This window comes from Solicola gregarius, assembly GCF_025790165.1.
In the GTDB taxonomy this organism is placed as follows: domain Bacteria; phylum Actinomycetota; class Actinomycetes; order Propionibacteriales; family Nocardioidaceae; genus Solicola; species Solicola gregarius.
Genome location: NZ_CP094970.1, coordinates 4878179 through 4896424, shown reverse-complemented (window position 1 = coordinate 4896424; position 18246 = coordinate 4878179). Strand labels below are relative to the sequence as shown.

The 18246-nt window shown below is 64.0% G+C and carries 8 protein-coding genes and 1 pseudogene; all 9 read left to right on the top strand.

Annotation, left to right across the window (positions count from 1 at the left end):
• Window positions 1–316: 316 nt before the first annotated feature.
• The 9 genes and pseudogenes from L0C25_RS23835 to drmB all read left to right on the top strand — a co-directional run bounded on the left by L0C25_RS23835 (window position 317) and on the right by drmB (window position 18245).
• The gene (locus L0C25_RS23835; protein ID WP_271634323.1) at window positions 317–1324 is read left to right on the top strand and encodes a Fic family protein; all 1008 of its coding nucleotides are present in this window, start codon (window positions 317–319) and stop codon (window positions 1322–1324) included.
• A 64-nt stretch (window positions 1325–1388) separates the two neighbouring features.
• Window positions 1389–1733 (top strand): annotated as a pseudogene (locus L0C25_RS24030) (FAD-binding oxidoreductase); the annotation flags it as partial.
• The gene (locus tag L0C25_RS23825; RefSeq protein ID WP_333908601.1) at window positions 1657–2967 is read left to right on the top strand and encodes an FAD-binding oxidoreductase; all 1311 of its coding nucleotides are present in this window, start codon (window positions 1657–1659) and stop codon (window positions 2965–2967) included. The pseudogene L0C25_RS24030 and the gene L0C25_RS23825, both read left to right, overlap by 77 nt.
• Window positions 2968–3146: 179 nt before the next feature.
• Complete coding sequence (locus L0C25_RS23820) at window positions 3147–3743, top strand: hypothetical protein (RefSeq protein ID WP_271634322.1); 597 nt, start codon at window positions 3147–3149, stop codon at window positions 3741–3743.
• Window positions 3744–4040: 297 nt separating this feature from the next.
• Window positions 4041–7226: a DISARM system SNF2-like helicase DrmD gene (gene drmD, locus L0C25_RS23815; RefSeq protein ID WP_271634321.1), complete on the top strand. Its 3186-nt coding sequence runs from the start codon at window positions 4041–4043 to the stop codon at window positions 7224–7226.
• On the top strand, window positions 7223–11239 hold the full coding sequence (locus L0C25_RS23810) for an Eco57I restriction-modification methylase domain-containing protein (RefSeq protein ID WP_271634320.1): 4017 nt from the start codon (window positions 7223–7225) through the stop codon (window positions 11237–11239). Before drmD ends, L0C25_RS23810 begins: the two co-directional genes overlap by 4 nt.
• Window positions 11240–11382: 143 nt before the next feature.
• Window positions 11383–12438 (top strand): Shedu anti-phage system protein SduA domain-containing protein, encoded by a 1056-nt coding sequence (locus L0C25_RS23805; RefSeq protein ID WP_271634319.1) that lies wholly within the window; start codon window positions 11383–11385, stop codon window positions 12436–12438.
• Between the two features lie 39 nt (window positions 12439–12477).
• Complete coding sequence (gene drmA / locus L0C25_RS23800) at window positions 12478–16182, top strand: DISARM system helicase DrmA (protein WP_271634318.1); 3705 nt, start codon at window positions 12478–12480, stop codon at window positions 16180–16182.
• Window positions 16179–18245, top strand: a complete 2067-nt coding sequence (gene drmB, locus L0C25_RS23795; protein WP_271634317.1) for a DUF1998 domain-containing protein — start codon at window positions 16179–16181, stop codon at window positions 18243–18245. Before drmA ends, drmB begins: the two co-directional genes overlap by 4 nt.
• Window position 18246: the final 1 nt, after the last annotated feature.

Sequence of the window (18246 nt, the reverse complement as noted above, 5' to 3'; positions counted from 1 at the left end):
GCTTCATGGACTCGCGAAAGGTTAGACCCGATGGCCGCGTGGGAGAGCGCGCAGTGGGAATCCAGTGTCGAGTCGGGCGTGCCTCGTCGTGCGCGGCGCTCGGGTCGCTACCAGAGCTATGTTCCCGACCCGGTCGATGGCCTTGCGCTCGCGGTTGAGGGGGAGCCTGTCGCGACGGATCGCGACGGTGGAGCGGAGTATCCGGGCAGTGAACGGCCCAGGTGCGGACGGTCTGGCTGGGGTGGCTCGATTCTTGCTGAGGTCGGAAGCAATCGCGAGCTCTCGGATCGAGGGCATAGCACCTTCGGCGCAGCAGGTGGCGCTCGCCGAGTTGGGGCAGTCCGAGGATGTTCGCGGCATTGGGGAGCAGGCCAGACTCGTTGCCAACAACATGACGGTCGTGTGGAGGTCGACGACAGAGCTCGCCGAAGTCGAGACAGTGAGCGTCGATCAGATCGTCGACCTTCACCGAGCCTTGCTCCCCGATCAACTACGGCACCATGGCTTACGGTCGGTGCAGAACTGGATCGGTGGCTCGGACTGGAGTCCGGTCGGAGCGGATTTCGTACCGCCCGCGCCGAGCAGAGTGAGCGCGTTGATGTCCGATCTCGTCGACTACCTGAACGGCTCGGCACACTCACCGCTGATCCAAGCGGCCATTGTGCATGCGCAGTTCGAGACGATCCATCCATTCACGGACGGAAACGGCCGAGTCGGCCGCGCACTCATCCATACCGTGCTGACAAGGCGCGGGATGACTGAGCAGGCAGTGCTTCCGATCAGTCTCGTCCTCGCAACCCTGCGTACGGCCTATGTGGAAGGGCTCGGGGCCTATCGCCACGACGGGCCGGCAGGCGGCTCGGAAGCCAACTCCGCACTTCATGCGTGGCTCGACTCGTTCATCGAGGCATCTGCGGTCGCAGCAGAGCAGTCACGGCGTCTGATGCAGCAGATCAGCGACTTGCGCTCGGTTTGGGAGGAACGCCTCCGTGCGCACCGAACGTCGGCAGGTCTGCGTGAAACGCCACGGTCGGATTCAGCGGTGGCGAGGCTGCTCGCTGAGCTACCGGAAGCGCCCGTCCTGACGGCGACGACGCTGGGACGGATTCTCGGTGTTTCTTTTCCGGCTGCCAACGCCGCCCTCGATGAGCTACGCCAGGCAGGGATATTGCATGGCAAGTCGATTGAACGTGGTACTCGGGCGTACGTGGCAGGCGAGGTGCTGGATCTCGTGACGTTCGCGGAGCGACAACTCGCGAGCACGAAGTTCGACACGCAAGCCTCTCCGCCGCAGCGCGCCGTGCCTGCTCGTACGCAGGAGTGAGACGCTCGCATCGAGCGCCGACGGCGCGGCTGCCGGCGTCGTGTGTCCTTCGTGAGGAGTCTTGATGAGTCGTTCATGGTGGGGTTGGGGTGACGTCGATGAGGCCGTCGAAGCGGCCGAAGCGGCCGCTTTGGTGGAGCGCGTCGCGGCGCTGGTACCCGAGCACGACTTCACGATGCATGAGCCGCCGAGCCCGGAGTCGCTCGACATCCCGGGGCCGCGCGTACGCCCGCCCGCCGCGCTGGCCGAGCTATGCTCCGATGCGCCCGCGGATCGGGCTGGTCACGCGCACGGCAAGGCGTTTCGCGACGTCGTACGCAACCTGCGCGGCGATCTGCAGTACGTACCCGATTGGGTCGCGCGGCCGCGTACGGAGGCCGACGTCGTCGCCTTGCTCGACTGGTGCTCCGACGCGGGCATCGCGGTCGTCCCGTACGGCGGCGGCAGCTCGGTGGTCGGGGGGAGTCGAGGCACGGGTCGATGGTCCGGTCGTCACGATCGACCTGGAGCGTCTCGACCGGGTCGTCGAGATCGACCGTACGAGCAGGGCGGCGCGGATCCAGCCGGGTGTGTACGGCCCGAGCTTGGAGGATCAGCTTCGCCCACATGGCTTGACGTTGCGGCACTTCCCGCAGTCGTTCCAGTTCTCGACACTCGGCGGTTGGCTGGCCACGCGCGCGGGCGGGCATTACGCGACGCTGTACACCCACATCGACGATCTCACCGAGTCGCTGCGTGTGGTCACGCCGTCGGGGGTGAGCGAGTCGCGACGGCTGCCGGGGTCAGGTGCTGGTCCGTCGCACGATCGCTTCTTCCTCGGCTCCGAGGGCAGTCTCGGCATCATCACCGAGGCGTGGATGCGGCTGCAGGACCGGCCGACGTACGGACTGACGACGTCGGTCGAGCTCGACTCCTTCGCGCAGGCGGTCGAGGCGACGCGTGCGCTCGCGCAGTCTGGGCTCTACCCGACCAATTGCCGTCTGCTGGATCCGGCGGAGGCGTACCTGAACGCCGGCATCTCGACGAGCGGAGGAGTGCTGGTGGTCGCGTTCGAGTCGGCCGACCATCCGGTCGAGGCGTGGATGAACCGTGCGCTCGAGCTGGTCGCCGACCACGGCGGACGCGCAGGGGAGACCAAGGACCGTTCGGCCTCGGCGACGGAGCGGGACGCCGCCGGTTCGTGGCGGTCGTCGTTTCTGCGGATGCCGTACCAGCTTGATGCCATGGCCCAGCGTTCGATGGTGGTGGAGACGTTCGAAACCGCGTGCACATGGGACCGATTCGAAGCCTTCCATAACGCGGTCCGTACGGCGGCACAGCGGGCGGTCGAGGCGGTCTGCGGTATCGGCCTCGTGACGTGTCGGTTCACGCACGTCTATCCCGACGGCCCCGCGCCGTACTACGGCGTGTACGCACCCGGACGCTGGGACGGTCTGCTCTCACAGTGGGACGAGATCAAGGCGGCGGTCTCCGCCGCGATCATCGACAGCGGCTGCACGATCACCCATCACCACGCCATCGCCCGCGACCACCGCCCGTGGTACGAACAGCAACGCAGCGACGCGTTCGGCCGCGTACTCCGCGCCGCCAAGGACGGGCTCGACCCGGCGGGCGTGATGAACCCCGGCGTTCTGATGTCCTGATTCGACACCGTCCGTGTGCGCTTCCGTGCCAGGTTCTGGAAACAACACGACGAGCTGAGCTTGCGCGGCGCGCGGCCTCACCCATGCCCTTCGGGAACGGACTGGTGGTCGCCGGTCCTATTGCGGCGCTATTGTCAGCGCCGTGCGGGATCATTCGAATCCAACGTTGGGAGGACGACATGAGCAACCAGCTAATGGGAGTAGTTCTTGCAGCGGTGATCCCACTCGCCATCGTCGGTGCGAGCAGACTGACCGGCCACTGGTTCCGAACCGAGTGGCTCCCGCAGGACCGGATCGAGAAGGGGTATCGAGAACGCAAGCGCCTTCTGATGATGGCAGATCAGCTCGCGAAAGACGGTGAGACAGCTTGGGCCGAGGAGTGGAGACGAACTGCCCGCTCCGCGGCAGTCAGGCCACTTGCCGAGATGGAGTTTGCACGCGAGCATCCGGTCAGAAGCATCTTTCTGGCTGGTGTCATGGTGGCGTATGCACTCTTCGTCATCCTTGGACTCCTTGGACGACTGTTGCCGCTGCTCATGATCCCGGCGGTCATCGCGTGTTTCGTCGCAATCGTGGGGCTTGTGTACTGGGTTGGAACCGTCCCACGAGCTCGTCGGCAGATCCGCCGACGAATCGACCAGAAGCTGTCCGTGCAGCGGCTTGCCGACGCCGATCGCCCCGTTGAGGCGCACAATGCGTCGAGCGCTGCAGTCCCTCTTGAGGGTCGTGACAACATGCGCGTGCCCGGTCTGACGTCGAAAACGGCAACGAACTAGCTCCTGGGATGTGGCTCTCGGATGCGCGGGCATGTTGGATCTCTTCTTGGTCCGACACCCCCAGAAGATGTTGCCTCCGTGTCACGACGCTTCGCCGGACCTCGAACCTGACGGGTGGTCGGTCACCTCTGTAGATCCGCTCCCTCCGCCACGGCCCGAACGTCTCATTCCGAGGCCAATTCTCACTGAGCGCAGTCCTGCGTCGAGGTCAAAGTCGTGACTCCGCGTACAACAAGTCGGCTATTGGGTTCACTGATTGTCGAGCACATGTCGGTGTCCATCGATAGGGTCGGTTCTGTGACAGCGAGGGAACACACGACAGCCACGGCCGTGCCGGAGCCAGGACAGATCGTCAGCGTCCGGGGAGCCAACTGGGCAGTGGCGGACGTTCAGCAACAGAGTCTCCCGCGAAGCGCGCAGGACGATGCTGTCCAGCAGCTCCAACACGCCGTGACGCTCCAGTCGGTCGAAGACGACCGCCTCGGCGAGGAACTTCGCGTGGTGTGGGAGCTCGAACCCGGCCGCAGCCTGACACCGCCGCAGGATCTCCCGACCGATCTCGTTCCCGAACGCTTCGATGATCCTGCACGGCTTGCGGCCTTCATCGATGCCCTCCGCTGGGGAGCACTGACCAGCGCCGACGACAAGACGATCCAAGCGCCGTTTCGTTCCGGTGCGAATGTGGAGCACTACCAGCTCGAACCGCTGGTTCGGGCGCTCCGAGAGCCACGAGTCAACCTGCTACTCGCGGACGACGTAGGCCTCGGGAAAACCATCGAGGCCGGCTTGGTGATGCAGGAGCTCTTCCTGCGCCACCGCGCGCGGACGGCGATCGTCGTGTGCCCGGCGGGCCTGCGGATCAAATGGCAGGAGGAGATGGCCGAGAAGTTCGGCCTCGAGTTCACCATCATGAACTCCGAGACCATGCGCGAGGTACGCCGTAGCCATGGTGTTCACGCGAACCCGTTCACACTCTTTCCGCGCATCATCGTATCGATGTCGTGGCTCCCCGGTGCCCGCGCCCAACGGCAGCTCCGCGATGCGTTCCACGCCCATGAACGCGACGCCTCGCGGTTCGCGTACGACATCCTCGTGGTCGATGAGGCCCACCATGTGGCTCCGAGCGCCCCGACCCGCCGCGACAAGGTCGGCCGCACCCGTGGGTACGCCGTCGACTCACTCCGCACCCGCGCCGTCCGAGACTTGGCCGAGCGATGCGAGCACCGACTCTTCCTCTCCGCGACCCCACACAACGGCTACACCGAGTCGTTCACGGCGCTTCTGGAGATGATCGATCCGCAGAGGTTCGTTCGAGGCACGGCGCTCGATGAGAAGGCTCTCGAGCAGGTTGCTGTTCGTCGACTCAAGGACGACATCCCGGGGCGCTTCGTCAAACGTGAGGTCAAGGCCCTCGACTACGCGCCGACGGACAAGGAGTCGGAGGCGTACGAGCGGCTGCTCGAATTCACCAGACGTCGGGACAACGCCGTTGCGAGGGCCGATGGCAGCCGGGCGGCGAAGGACATGGCAACGCTCTTGCTGAAGAAGCGGTTCTTGTCCTCGCCCGTTGCGTTCGCCCGCACCGTGGACATCTACCGCGAGACCCGCGCCGGAGACCTGCCGGTGGACTTCGACAGCCTGTACGACGAGGTCGTCGGAACCGACTCCGACGGGGCCGAAGAAGGCCGGGTCGAACAACCCGAGATGCAGACCCTGCAGAAGACTAAGAACGCCCTGCCGCCCTTGTCCGATGAAGACACCGAGGATCTGGAGTGGCTGAGCACGTGGGGTCATCGCTACGACGCGCGTCCCGACGCTCGCCTCGAGTCGCTCATCGCATACCTGGAGGCTGCCTGTCGCCCCGATGGTCAGTGGAACAACGAGCGGGTCGTCGTGTTCACCGAGTACGTAGACACGCTCGACTGGATTCGCGACATCCTTCGCCAGAAGGGATGGGAATCCGAGCGTATCGACGTGATCGCGGGCGGCACAGACTCTGACGAGCGGGAACTGATCCGCGATCGCTTCAACGAGGATCCTGCAAAGGAGCCGATCCGGATCCTATGGGCCACCGACGCAGCGGGCGAGGGCATCGACCTGCAGAACTATTGTCACCGGCTGGTCAACTTCGACATTCCGTTCAATCCGAATCGACTCGAACAGCGCATTGGTCGGGTCGACCGCTATGGCCAACAGATTCCGCCAGAGATCCGCCACTTCACGGCGAGCACAGACGCCACTGACGAGCTTGCCGCAGACGTTGAAATGCTGGCGCGAGTTGCGCGAAGGGTCTCCCAGATCATGAGAGACCTCGGCTCTGCCAATGAGATCATCGCTCCGGACATCCAACGTCAACTCGGCGGCGTCGACGTCGCTGCCCCCAGCGTACGGGCCGAGAAGGACCCGATGGGCAAGATGCTGTCCGGCGGGCGCGGCCTCGGTACCGAACTCACGAAGCTCGCCGACGAGTTGACCAGCAGTCGCAAGACGCTCCACCTTCGCCCAGCCAATCTCCAGCGGGTGGTCGAGACAGCTTTCGAGCTCGACCGTATCCCGGAGCTCGAGGAAGTCGGCTCGGAGTACACGGACGTTCCGGTGCTGCGGTTGCCGTCGCTCGACCAGTCCTGGGAGCAGGTCACCCGTGGCCTGAGCACGCGCCTCGACCCAGACAACCTTCGCCCCATCGCGTTTGACCCTCGGGTGCTTGCCCCACGCGACGAGGGCGGTGATCCCGACGTCGTGTACCAGCACCTAGGCAGCCCGCTGCTGCAGCGGGCCACCAAACGGCTTCGCGCAGCCATCTGGGGTACTGAGCGCTCGCTCGAACGCGTCACCGCTGTGGTCGTTCCGGAGCTCCGAGAGTCCTTTGCCGCCGCGGTCACCCGCATGGTGCTGATCGGCGACGCTGGTCTGCGTGTTCATGAGGAGGTCTTCTTGGCCGGTACCCGACTGGCCAGACGTCAGGCCCTCGGCGAGGAGAAGTCGGAGGCTCTGCTCGAACGTGCGTTGGACTCTGACAAGCTCGAACGCCCCAGCGACGTGGTCATTCGCCAGATCGCGTCGGCCTGGAGCAGTGACACAGCCGACGGCCTCCGAGCACGCGTTGCCGCCGCGGTCGAGGATCGCGTCGCCCGGCGCCGGCGTGACATCGAGCAGCAACTCACCGCACGTCATGAGGCCGATCATGATCGCGTCATCGCGATCTTCGATCGTTTTGGCCACACACTCGAGGAAGCTCTGCGTGAAGCGAGGGAACTCGCCGATGATGACCAGCTCGCCCTGTTCACCGACGAACGCCGACAGTCGGAGCGCGATCTCGCGCAGATCCGCGAGCGCATCCAAGCCCTCGCCGAGGAGCGTGAACGCGAACTCGCCGCAGTCGATGCCCGGTATGCCGATGTCAAGGCACGTACGTTCCACGCCGCGGTGGTCTTCGCACTGTCCCCAGAGGACGCCGCGTCTGGGGAGGTGACCATCCGATGAGGGAGCGAAGGAGCAGTCCCGTCGACTACTCCTGGCTCGACCAGTTCGAGACCGACGGGCCGTTCCTGAGCCTTCCCGTGGTGAAATCGGCGTGGCCCAGCGGCGTCGACCGGCTCGGCGACACGGACGAGCGAGGTGTCGTCTTCAAACAGGCGTACGCGAACTGGTTGCGTGCCTATGACGCCCGCACACCCGACAACCGAGATGAGTACGCCGAGATCACTCGTGCGTGGGTCGACACCGTTCTCGGTCAGCTCGCTGAATGGGACGACCTACGCATCGACGGCGATCACGTGCCCGCTGACCTCGAGATCCATTCTCCGGGTGAACAGATCAGGATCCGCCCGGATGGCGCCCTCGAGGGCAGAGGCGCTGACTATGCAGCCCTGCTGCGGATCGTCGAACCGAGGGATGACCTGCGCGGCCCAGGGCTCGACGGTTGGTCGGCGACGGAGGTCGACCGGATGGCCGGACTCCTTCGCAAGGCCGATGTCGAGGTGGGCATCGTGACCGACGGTCGATGGTGGGCGATTGTCTGGGCACACCGAGACAAACCCACAGGCTCTGCGGTCACGGACGCCGCTACCTGGGGCGAAGAGCCGCTCGTTCGCGACGCCTTTCTCACCCTCATCGATCAACGCCGATTCCGCACCAAGAACGTCGACGAACGCTTACCGAAGTTGCTCGCAGACAGTGAAGCTGCCGCCGAGGAAATCACCGAAGCTCTCGGCACCCAGGTACGCAAGGCAGTTGAACTCCTCGTCAGCTCGTTCTCTCGTGCCCGCTTCGAGGCACGATCGGTAGGCGATTCTGACCCACTGCCCGACGACGATGACGAGGTCTATCAGGCGGCCGTCACGATCATGATGCGTGTCGTCTTCCTGCTCTTCGCCGAGGAACGCGGCATGCTCCCGACCGAACGGTTGTACTGGGAGTCGTACGCGATGCGCGACGTCCTGGATGATCTCCATAAGCGTGCGGCACACGGTGAGGAGTTGCTCGACGAAACGTACGACACCTGGCATCGCCTGCTCGCCGTGAGCGACGCTCTGCACAACGGAGTCAACTACGACGAGATGCGTATGCCCGCGTACGGCGGCAGCCTGCTCGATCCTGGTCGCTTCCCGTGGCTGTCGGCCACCGACGACAAGGGTCTGCGGATCAAGGTCCGCGATCGGGTGATGCTGCACGTCTTGAGATCCGTCCAGTACGCCACCATCGGCAACGAAGCCCGTCGGATCTCCTTCCGCGACATCGATGTCGAGCAGATCGGCTACATCTACGAGGGCCTGCTGGGCTACACCTGCCAGACCGTGGAGGGTGACGCCATCGTCGGCCTTATCGGCAGGGACGGCGAGGAACCGGAGATCGACGCCCGCACGCTTCGGCGGCTGTACGACGAGTCAAGTGACGGCAAGACTTTCGGTCTTGCCTTGCTCGCCGAGGTGAAGGAACGGCAAGCATCGGCCAAACCGGCGACTCCGAAGCAGATCGTGAAGGCGTACAACGCCGACATCACCGATGAAGAGCGTGCTGAGGTCACTCGCCAACTCAACCCGGTCGTCGGTAGCGACGAGCAACTGCTTGCATTCCTCGTCGACTGGAGTCCACTGATTCGTCGTGACCTACGAGGCATTCCGTTCATTGTCCCTGTAGGTGGGCTGGTCGTCGCGGAGACTCCCTCTCGGAAGAACGCGGGTGCTCACTACACGCCGCGCTCGCTTGCGGAAGAGGTCGTTCAACACGCCCTGGAGCCACTCGTCTACGAACCCGGGCCTCTGCAGGAGAACGATCGCGATCAGTGGCACCTCAAGGGGAGTACGGCGATTCTCGACCTGAAGGTCGCCGACATCGCTGCCGGCTCAGGGGCGTTCCTCGTCGCGGCGGCGCGGTTCCTCGCCGAACGAGTCGTCGAAGCATGGACAGCCGAGGATGCGATCTCGACCGAGGAAGTCGCGAAGCCGGATCACGCGTACGACCGGGCGATTCGCGAGGTCGTTGCTCGCTGCCTGTACGGTGCCGATATCAACCCGATGGCCGTCGAGATGTGCAAGCTCTCGCTCTGGTTGGTCTCGCTCGATCCGACGAAGCCGTTCTCGTTCGTCGACGACAAGATCTTCTGCGGCAACTCGCTGCTCGGGCTGACGACGGCCGCACAGCTCGAACATCTCCACATCGATCCGGACCGTAAGCGCAAGTTCGTCGTTCCCTACATCGACGTTCGAGCGAAGCTACATGCGGCTACCCAGCTACGAGAGCAACTGGCCACACCCGTCGATCCGAACGATCCGATGCGAAGCCAAGCTGGGAAGTCGCGGTTGCTTCGCCAATCTCAGGCAGCCACGGCGGAACTTCGGAGGATGGCAGACGGAGTGGTCGCCGCCGGCCTGCGCCTCGGCGGAAAGCCAGGCGTTCAGCTCGAGGATGCCTACAAGGCTTTGGAAGGGGCATGTTCAGAGGCGTTCGGTGCGGGCGGCCGATCGGGTGCAAAACTTGAGGAAATCATCTCCGATGGCCTTACCCCGGCGGTGCAGACCGACTATGACCGCTGGCAACCGCTGCACTGGGTCATCGAGGCGCCCGATGTTATCGTCGATCGAGGTGGTTTTGACGCGGTGGTGGGAAACCCGCCATTCCTCGGTGGGAAGAAGGTCTCAGGCGCTATCGGCGCTAACGCTAGAGAGTGGCTAGTCAATGTCGTCGCGCATGGCGCGCGAGGTAACGCCGACCTAGTTGCATACTTCTTTCTCCGTGCTAGGGCTATCCTCGCGCACAACGGTTGGCTCGGATTGATTGCGACGAACACGCTGGCGCAGGGAGACACCCGGGAAGTTGGCTTGGATCAGTTACTGACCGGAGGTCTTGAGATCGTTCGTGCAGTTCGTAGCGCTCCGTGGCCCTCCAAGTCGGTGAGCCTCGAGTACGCCGCGATATGGGGGGTCGCGTCTAGACCACGCATAGGCTCGAGTGTCGTCAGATACTGTGATGGCCATCCTGCTACCGAAATATCGGCGTTCTTGGAGCCCGAAGGTCGGGTGAAGGGTCGTCCCTTACATCTTCGGGCCAACGCAGGAAAGTCGTTCGTCGGCTCGTTTATCAACGGAGTCGAGGAATTCTCAGTCCCGCTTGAATTAGCGAACGCGTGGGTTAGGGCGGATGATTCGGTCGGCCACGTCGTTCGCCCTTTCCTTAGCGGGAAGGACGACATCAATGGCACTGCATCGGTGTCGCCTACCCGTTGGATAGTGGACTTCACTGGCTTAACCGAGCTACAGGCCGGTCAGTATAGGGTAGCATTCGACTGGGTCGATTCCCGCGTACGTCCGGTGAGGGAGAAACTCAGCAATAAGCCCAAGGTCAAACGCGACTGGTGGCTGTACGAGCGCTCCGGCGTAAGACTTCGAGAAGCCCTCTCCAACGCGGATGACGTGCTTGTTTTGGTATCCACAAGCAAGACGCTGATGCCCGTTCGCGTGAGTGCAAACCTGGTGTTTAGCCATGGCGTAACTGTCTTTGTTGACGCAACGTTTGCGCTCGAGGGGCTACTTTCGTCTGCGCCTCACTTCTACTGGGCAATCGCTTACGGCTCGACGCATGAGACGCGAATGAGATACACGCCGAGCGACGTGTTCGAAACCTTCCCGCAGCCAGAATCGAACGCTCGATTACATAAGGTCGGCAAGGCCCTGGACGAGGAGCGTCGTGAGATCATGCTGCGCCGCGGACTTGGTCTGACGAAGCTCTACAACCTGATTAATGATCCGGACGTGCGGGGGGACGCATATGTGGACCGGTTGCGTGAGATCCACGTCGAGGTCGACGAAGCGACGATAGAAGCGTACGGATGGGACGACCTCCAACTCGACCACGGCTTTCACACCTACCGCCAAGTGACGCGTTGGACCGTCTCGCCCGACGCCCGCGTCGAGATCCTCGACCGCCTCCTCGAACTGAACCACGAACGTGCCCGCGCCGAAGGCCAAGACGTCCCCGACCAGGGCGAACTGTTCTGATGGCGAGTCGAAGTGATGCGGAGCGCATAGCGCAGGAGCTTCCGATCAGAGTTGCTGACCATTACAAGTCAGAGCGCGGTGTGCTGCGAGCGCGCGTAGTCACAGTTCATCCCGGACCGCAGGCGTGGAAAACGGTCAGTCTGTTGGCGTTCGGCGACGAGCAAACCGGCGAGGTGAAGCGCCAGGAATTTCGCGCGCAGACATGGGCGGCGAAACCTGCAGGTGCTGGGTACGACTTCGACAAGACCGACTATCACTGGCATTGCGACGGCTCGAAGGAGATCGAGGCCGTTCGCATGCTGCTGAGCGACGAGTTCCCACAGGCTGGTGAGTTTCGGCTCGTGCATACGGAAAGCGACGCCGGAGAACTCCTCGATCAACTCAGCGACGGTGACCTGGGCGGTGCCGATGCTGTGCGCCTCGTGGAGTTGGCGGGTTCCAACCCCGGTCTGATAGCCGCCCTAGCCGCGTCGCCCGAAGGTGTCAGCATTGCCGGTGCTGTCGAACTCGAACGACGTCGGCAACAGTTGCGTGAGTTGCGCTGCGTGGTCGAGGCATCTGAGAGCTCGGAGCGTGACGACATCCACCCATTGATCAGAGAGATGACATGGGTCTTCGGAGGAGAATACGTCGGCGAGGCGCGTAGGAAGTCGTTGATAGCCGGCGATGTGCTTGACGTGCCCCTTCTTCGTCCCGATGGCTCGCTCCACGTTGTCGAGTTGAAGGCAGCGAACGCCCCCAAGCTAGTGGAGCAGTACAGGGGCGCGAAGGACAGGAGCGTCGGGGTCGGGGGTCTGCAGGAGGATGTGCCCCTAGTTGTGGGTGCGGAGGCAAACCGGGCGGTTGGCCAGGTGATGAGTTACCTTACGCACCTCGATGAGTCCCGCGACACGGTTCTGAGTCGATTCAAGATCGATACACGACGGGCGTCCGCCACGGTGCTCATAGGCCACCCGAAGTTCGTCGACGGCTACAGCCGGGACGAGATCGACGAGGCGATTCGGATCTTCAACAGCCACCACACGCGTATACAGCTTCGACACTACGCCGATCTCATCGAGACCGCGGAACATGCACTCGCTCTTTCAACGTCCGATGGGAAGCCCGACGGCGGTGGCTCAAGAGACGAGGTCGCTGATTCGCCTGCCGATGTGGACGTGCCCGGCTGGCGGGATGAACCGGGCGACGCGCCGTTCTGACGGATGCTGGTCCATTCGTGTCCTGATCTACTACGTGGGTTGGCGGCCATCGAATGTCGGGACGCTGTGACAGATTGGGGAACCATGAACGAACCGGGTGACAAGGCGGGCCCTTCGACCGCTGTACGTCGCGAACTCGTGGGCCTGATCGAGCAGGAGCTGCTCGGTCCGCGGGCCGGTGCGGAGGAGGAGATCGTCGGCACGCCGCGCGCCCGGTATGCGGTGGGCGCGCTGGCGCCCGTCACAGTCGATCCTGAGCGGGCAACTGTCGATGCCGTGGATTCCGGTGGCGATGACCCGAATCTCACCGGCTCTGCGCTGTCCGATGTCGACAGCGAGCATCTGCTGCAGCATGGCGTTCCGGTCAACACGGATGAGGACACAGGAGCTGCCGACGACGACGAGGATCGGGATGAGGGCCCAAAGGGGGCACTGACGCACCCGTCGTCGATGGGTTTGCGGTTCCAGGTGCCGAGAGACTGCGGCGTGCTCGTGGTCACTGCCTCGTGGGGTCGCTACGAAGGTGAGCGGCGCGAGAACGAGGAAGGTCGGAGGATTCTCTATTCGCAGAGGAGGCCGTTCGAAACGTCGGCGGAGATCGATGTGCGGCGCCATGATCGGCACGCGACGCTCGATCCGCAGAAGCTCGACGATGACGTCACTCTCCGGGTCGAGCTGTTTCCGCTCGACGACCGCACAATTGTCGAGGTGGCTCTGTCGAACGACCGGGTCACAGGGATGGACGCCCCGCCGAAGGACTGGCTGTTTCAGACGAAGCTGAAGGTCGAAGCCAACGGCGGCGAGGCGGTCTTTCTCCCGACCCGAGACGTGGTGGAAGGCGGATACGACGAGATCGACGATGAGCGCCGCCGGCTCGACCTTCAGTACAGACATCGGCTGGAGTTCACGGTCGGCCGAACCTGCTCGGCCACCTGGGACGTGGCGGAAGACTCACGGAGGGCGACGTCGGTCGAGACCACGTGGCTGCCGATCGCTGATGTCGCGCAGACAGTGCCCGGCGGGGCCGCCGATGCCGTCACCTCGATGAAGACTCTCGCTGAGCTCGAAGCCGGCGAGGCCGAAGCCGCGCTCGGACCACTCATCAGCGGGTATGAGCAGTGGTTACGAGCCCAGCACGAGATCGCCGCCGATTTGCCCGAGCACCTTCGCGAGACCGCGGAGGACGCCATCGGCGAGGCAGAAGTCGTCGCGGAACGGCTCCATGACGGTGTCGAACTGCTGAAGTCCGACCCTCAAGCGTTGCAGGCGTTCCGATTCATGAATCGCGCTATGCGAGACCAGCGGATCCACAGCCAGGTCGCGGCAACACGGGCGAGTGACGAATCCAAGAAGATCGGTGACGTCCTGACTGACCTGAGAGATCGGGAATCGGATGACCCTTCCGTAGCGTCGTGGCGACCGTTTCAGCTCGCTTTCGTTCTGCTTCAGTTGCGGTCGCTCACCGATCCGGTGCATCCGTACCGCAGCGGCGACGCGGCCAACGTCGAGCTCCTGTTCTTCCCGACTGGCGGCGGCAAGACCGAGGCCTATCTCGGGCTCGCGGCATTCACTTTCGCCATCCGACGGCTGCAAGGCAAGATCGAGACCGACGACGGTGCTCTCGACGGAGGCGACGGTGTCGCCGTACTCATGCGCTACACGCTGCGGCTCCTGACCTCGCAGCAGTTCCAGCGCGCTGCGGCACTCGTCTGCGCTACCGAGCTGATCCGTCAGGAGGACACCGAAACCTGGGGCGAGAAGCCGTTCAGCATCGGGCTCTGGGTCGGATCCGCGGTCAGTCCCAAACGGTACAAGGATGCCGAAGCCCAGGTGAAGGCAGTACGTGCTGACAACAGCCAGCGAGCCCATGGCCTCACCGTTCTGCAACTCCAACGCTGTCCATGGTGCGGCACGAAGATCGACCCCAAGCGCGACGTCGTCGCCGACCCAGACGCCGAACGCGTACGTGTCCACTGCGGCGACCACAAGCGAGGCGACTGCGAGTTCTCCATCGAGGGCGACGCCGACGGCGCCTTGCCGATCATCACCGTCGACGACGAGATCTATCGCAATCCGCCGACGTTCCTGCTTGCCACCGTTGACAAGTTCGCTCGCCTTGCCCGAGAAGGCGAGGCTGCCAGCCTCTTCGGGTACGTGGACGAGTGGTGTCCGCGCCACGGTTACCGGCACCCGGACAGTCGATCTGCTTGTGTGCCCGCACAGTCACACCAGACCAAGGGAAAGCTCCCGAGGGTGGTAATGCAGAAGGTCGACCGACTTCGTCCGCCGGACCTGATCATTCAAGACGAACTGCACCTCATCACTGGAGCGCTCGGCACGTCCGTCGGGGTATTCGAGAACGCGGTCGACTTGCTGTCGTCATACGCCAGAGACGGGCAGACGATTCGGCCCCTCATCGTCGCGTCTACGGCCACCGTCGCCAACGCCGAGCGGCAGGTCCAATCACTGTATGGTCGTGGTGTCGACGTTTTCCCACCCCAAGTGCTCGACGTCCGCGACACCTACTTCTCTCGGGAATTGCCTGTCTCTGCAGATGACCCTGGCCGGAAGTACCTCGGCGTCTGCGCGCACGGCATCCGACTCACCCTCGCCGAGATCCGCCTCGCCGAAGTGCTGTTGCTTGCCGGCCAGAAACTGCTGGACGAGTACGAGGACGCAGCGGATCCGTACCTGACGACGGTTGGCTATTTCTCCGCGACCCGCGAGCTCGCTGGAATGCGGCGCTACCTCGACGACGACGTGACAACTCGTGTCACCGGCAAAACCGAACCATTCCCACGCCGTACGACCGACTGGGAGGGTCTGCAGATCGGCGAACTCACCTCGCGGATATCGGCCGAAGAGATCTCCAAGACTCTCGACAAGCTGTCCTTGCCATTCACCCGACGCTGGAGCACCCAGGGTCGAAACGAACACCGTAACGCGGTCGCGGAAGCCAAGGAGGCAGACAGGACGCCGCCGCCGTGGGGCAAGAAGCCATACGATGTCGTCCTCGCCACCTCGATGCTCCAGGTCGGTGTTGACGTGCCGCGGCTCGGGCTCATGCTCGTCGTCGGCCAACCGAAGAACACGGCCGAGTACATCCAGGCATCCTCGCGCGTCGGTCGCGATCGTGACAGGCCAGGACTCGTTTTGTCGCTCGCCAACTGGTCCCGCCCGCGGGATATGGCGCACTTCGAACAGTTCCGGCACTACCATGAAACCTTCTACGCTCAGGTGGAGGCGCTCAGCGTCACTCCGTACTCCGATACGGCGATGGAACGCGGTCTGATGGGCGTGCTCGCCAGCGTTGCGCGTGTTAGCCAGCGCGTGCTCTCGCCAGAGAGCGGTGCCGGGCGACTGCCAAGCGAGATGCCCCTTGTCACAGCGCTGATCGACCAGATGGTCGCGCGTGCCCAAGCGGCCGCAGACGCGCCGGAGTCCGCCGACCGGATGCGGCTGAAACTGCTACAGCGTCTCGACCGCTGGCACGACAAGGCCCAAGCGGAGAGGGGTGCACTGTTCTACGAACGAGTCCCGCAGAACAGAGTTGGCCAACCATTGCTGATCAGCCCGGAGGCCAAGGTGCCGAAGCAGGCGGATCGCGTGTTCGTCGTCTCCAATTCGATGCGTGAGGTCCAGCCGGAGATCAACCTGCTCGTAAGTCCGACCGCCGACCAGCTCGCCTTCAAGGAGCCGCACCAAGGACCGCAATGGACCTTCCGCGAGGGGGCGTCGAAGTGAGCGAATCCATCGAGGACGGTCTTGTCACGGTTTCGGAGCCGGTCGCAGCCGGCGCGGAGCCCTTGGATCCCGCCGGCGACGTCGAGCACAACAATCCACGCAACCGCGCCCGCGTCGGGTCGATCAGGCCGTCGGCGATGCTCTACACCAACGGCGTCGGCGCCACGGTCGACATGCCCCACATCGCAGTGATGCCGCACGGGCTCGATGATTGGGAGCGGATCTACGCGCGGCGCCCCACCACCGATGTCATCCTCGAGTCGCGCCTGCTCGAGCTCGTCCGCTCCCACCTCGGCAGCCAGGTCAGCGAGCTCCGCAAGCCGCCTTGGGCGCCGGACGAGAAGCGCCACGCTGGTGGGGACGCGATCGACCTCGGCATCCCCGGGAGGATCTTCCCGCAATGGCTGCGTTGCACCGGCTGCGGCCTGCTCGCGAAAGTCTCGCACGAACTCTTCGACTACGAGAACACCAACCGCTATCGGCCCGACCAGGCCAGGTTCGTGCACAAGCGGTGTACTGGCAGGCGCGGCAAAGCGAGGGCGAGTACCCAGGCTGCGATACCGGCCCGCTACCTCCTTGCCTGCGTAGACGGGCACCTCGACGAGTTCCCGTACGTCGAGTGGGTACACCGCGGGAAGCCGTGCTCGAGCGGAGATGCGTACCCGCGAATGAAGATGGACGAGTGGAAGAGCAACATCGGCCCGGACGTACGTCTCACCTGCCAGTCGTGCAACGTCACGCGCGGCATGCGTGAGGCGACGGCACGAGATGCCGAAGAGAAGCTGCCCTACTGCCGCGGCCGGCACCCGCACCTCGACGCGTTCTACCCGTGTGAGCACCAGGGCAAGCTGATGATGCTCGGCGCGGCAAATCAGTGGTTCCCCTCGACGTTGAGCCTCTTGGCATTGCCCCGAGAAGAGTCCGCGACGCCTGAGGAGTTGGTGCCAGACCTGAGAGCACTACCGAACGGCGCCCTGGACGGCCCGCAGGACGTGTCGGCGATCGGCATGTTCCGGATGATGGCGTCGAACATCGCACAGACGGATGTGTTCGACGACCTACCCGACGAGGTGTTGTGGCGCGCCGTGCAACTCGCACGCGGGGATTCCGTCCCGAACGTGGTGACCGCGCCGGAGAAGCGTACGGATCCGCGGACGATCCTCGCGCCCGAGTGGACAGTGCTCACCGATGAACAGAAGTACATGCGCCACTCCGGTATGGCCGACTTTCGCGCCGCGCGTCGCGACGTGCCGGATCTGCTCTCAGGAGTTGTTGCCGCGACGGTGGCCGTCGAGAAGCTCAAGAAGGTCAACGCGTTCATCGGTTTTACTCGGATCGATGCGCTGGACCGGATGGACGACGCTGCGGAACGGGTCGCACCATTGACACGCGACGGCCGGCCGACCTGGGTACCTGCCACGGAGGACCGTGGTGAAGGCGTGTTCTTGCGGTTCGATGAAGCTGTCATAGCGCCGTGGGAGGACTCCGTCGAAGATCTCGAGGTGTGGGAGCGGTTCAAGGACGCACATCGCATCAACTTCAAGCGTCGTACGAGTAAGACGGCCGACGATCTCGAACCCGATGATCGGTTCCCACCGCCGCGCTACTGGGTGATCCACACCCTCTCGCATCTGCTCATCCGTCAGGCTGCGATGTCCAGCGGCTACGGGTCGGCCAGCCTCACCGAGCGAATCTACGCATGGAAGGGCGACGACGAACACCCACCGGCCGCGGGTCTGCTGATCAGTACGACTGCCTCCGACAGTGAAGGTACGCTTGGTGGCTTGGTGGAGCTGGCCAAGCCGGACAAGCTCGAGGATCTCGTGAGGAAGGCGCTTCGACGCGGACAGCGCTGCTCCTCCGACCCCATCTGCGGGCACCGGGTGCCGGAAGGCAAAGAGGAGTTCCTCCACGGCGCCGCGTGTCACTTCTGCCTGTTCCTGAGTGAGACGAGTTGCGAACGTACCAACCGCTTTCTCGACCGACGTATGCTACTGGGCGTGGTCGACGACCCAAAGGTGAGTACTCCGGGTCTGCTCGAAAGCCTCGTCGAGGTGCATTGAC

Excerpts from the sequence above, each read along its gene's own strand:
- L0C25_RS23810 (WP_271634320.1), top strand. The coding sequence starts at position 7,223 with ATGAGGGAGCGAAGGAGCAGTCCCGTCGACTACTCCTGGCTCGACCAG.
- L0C25_RS23820 (WP_271634322.1), top strand. The coding sequence starts at position 3,147 with ATGAGCAACCAGCTAATGGGAGTAGTTCTTGCAGCGGTGATCCCACTC.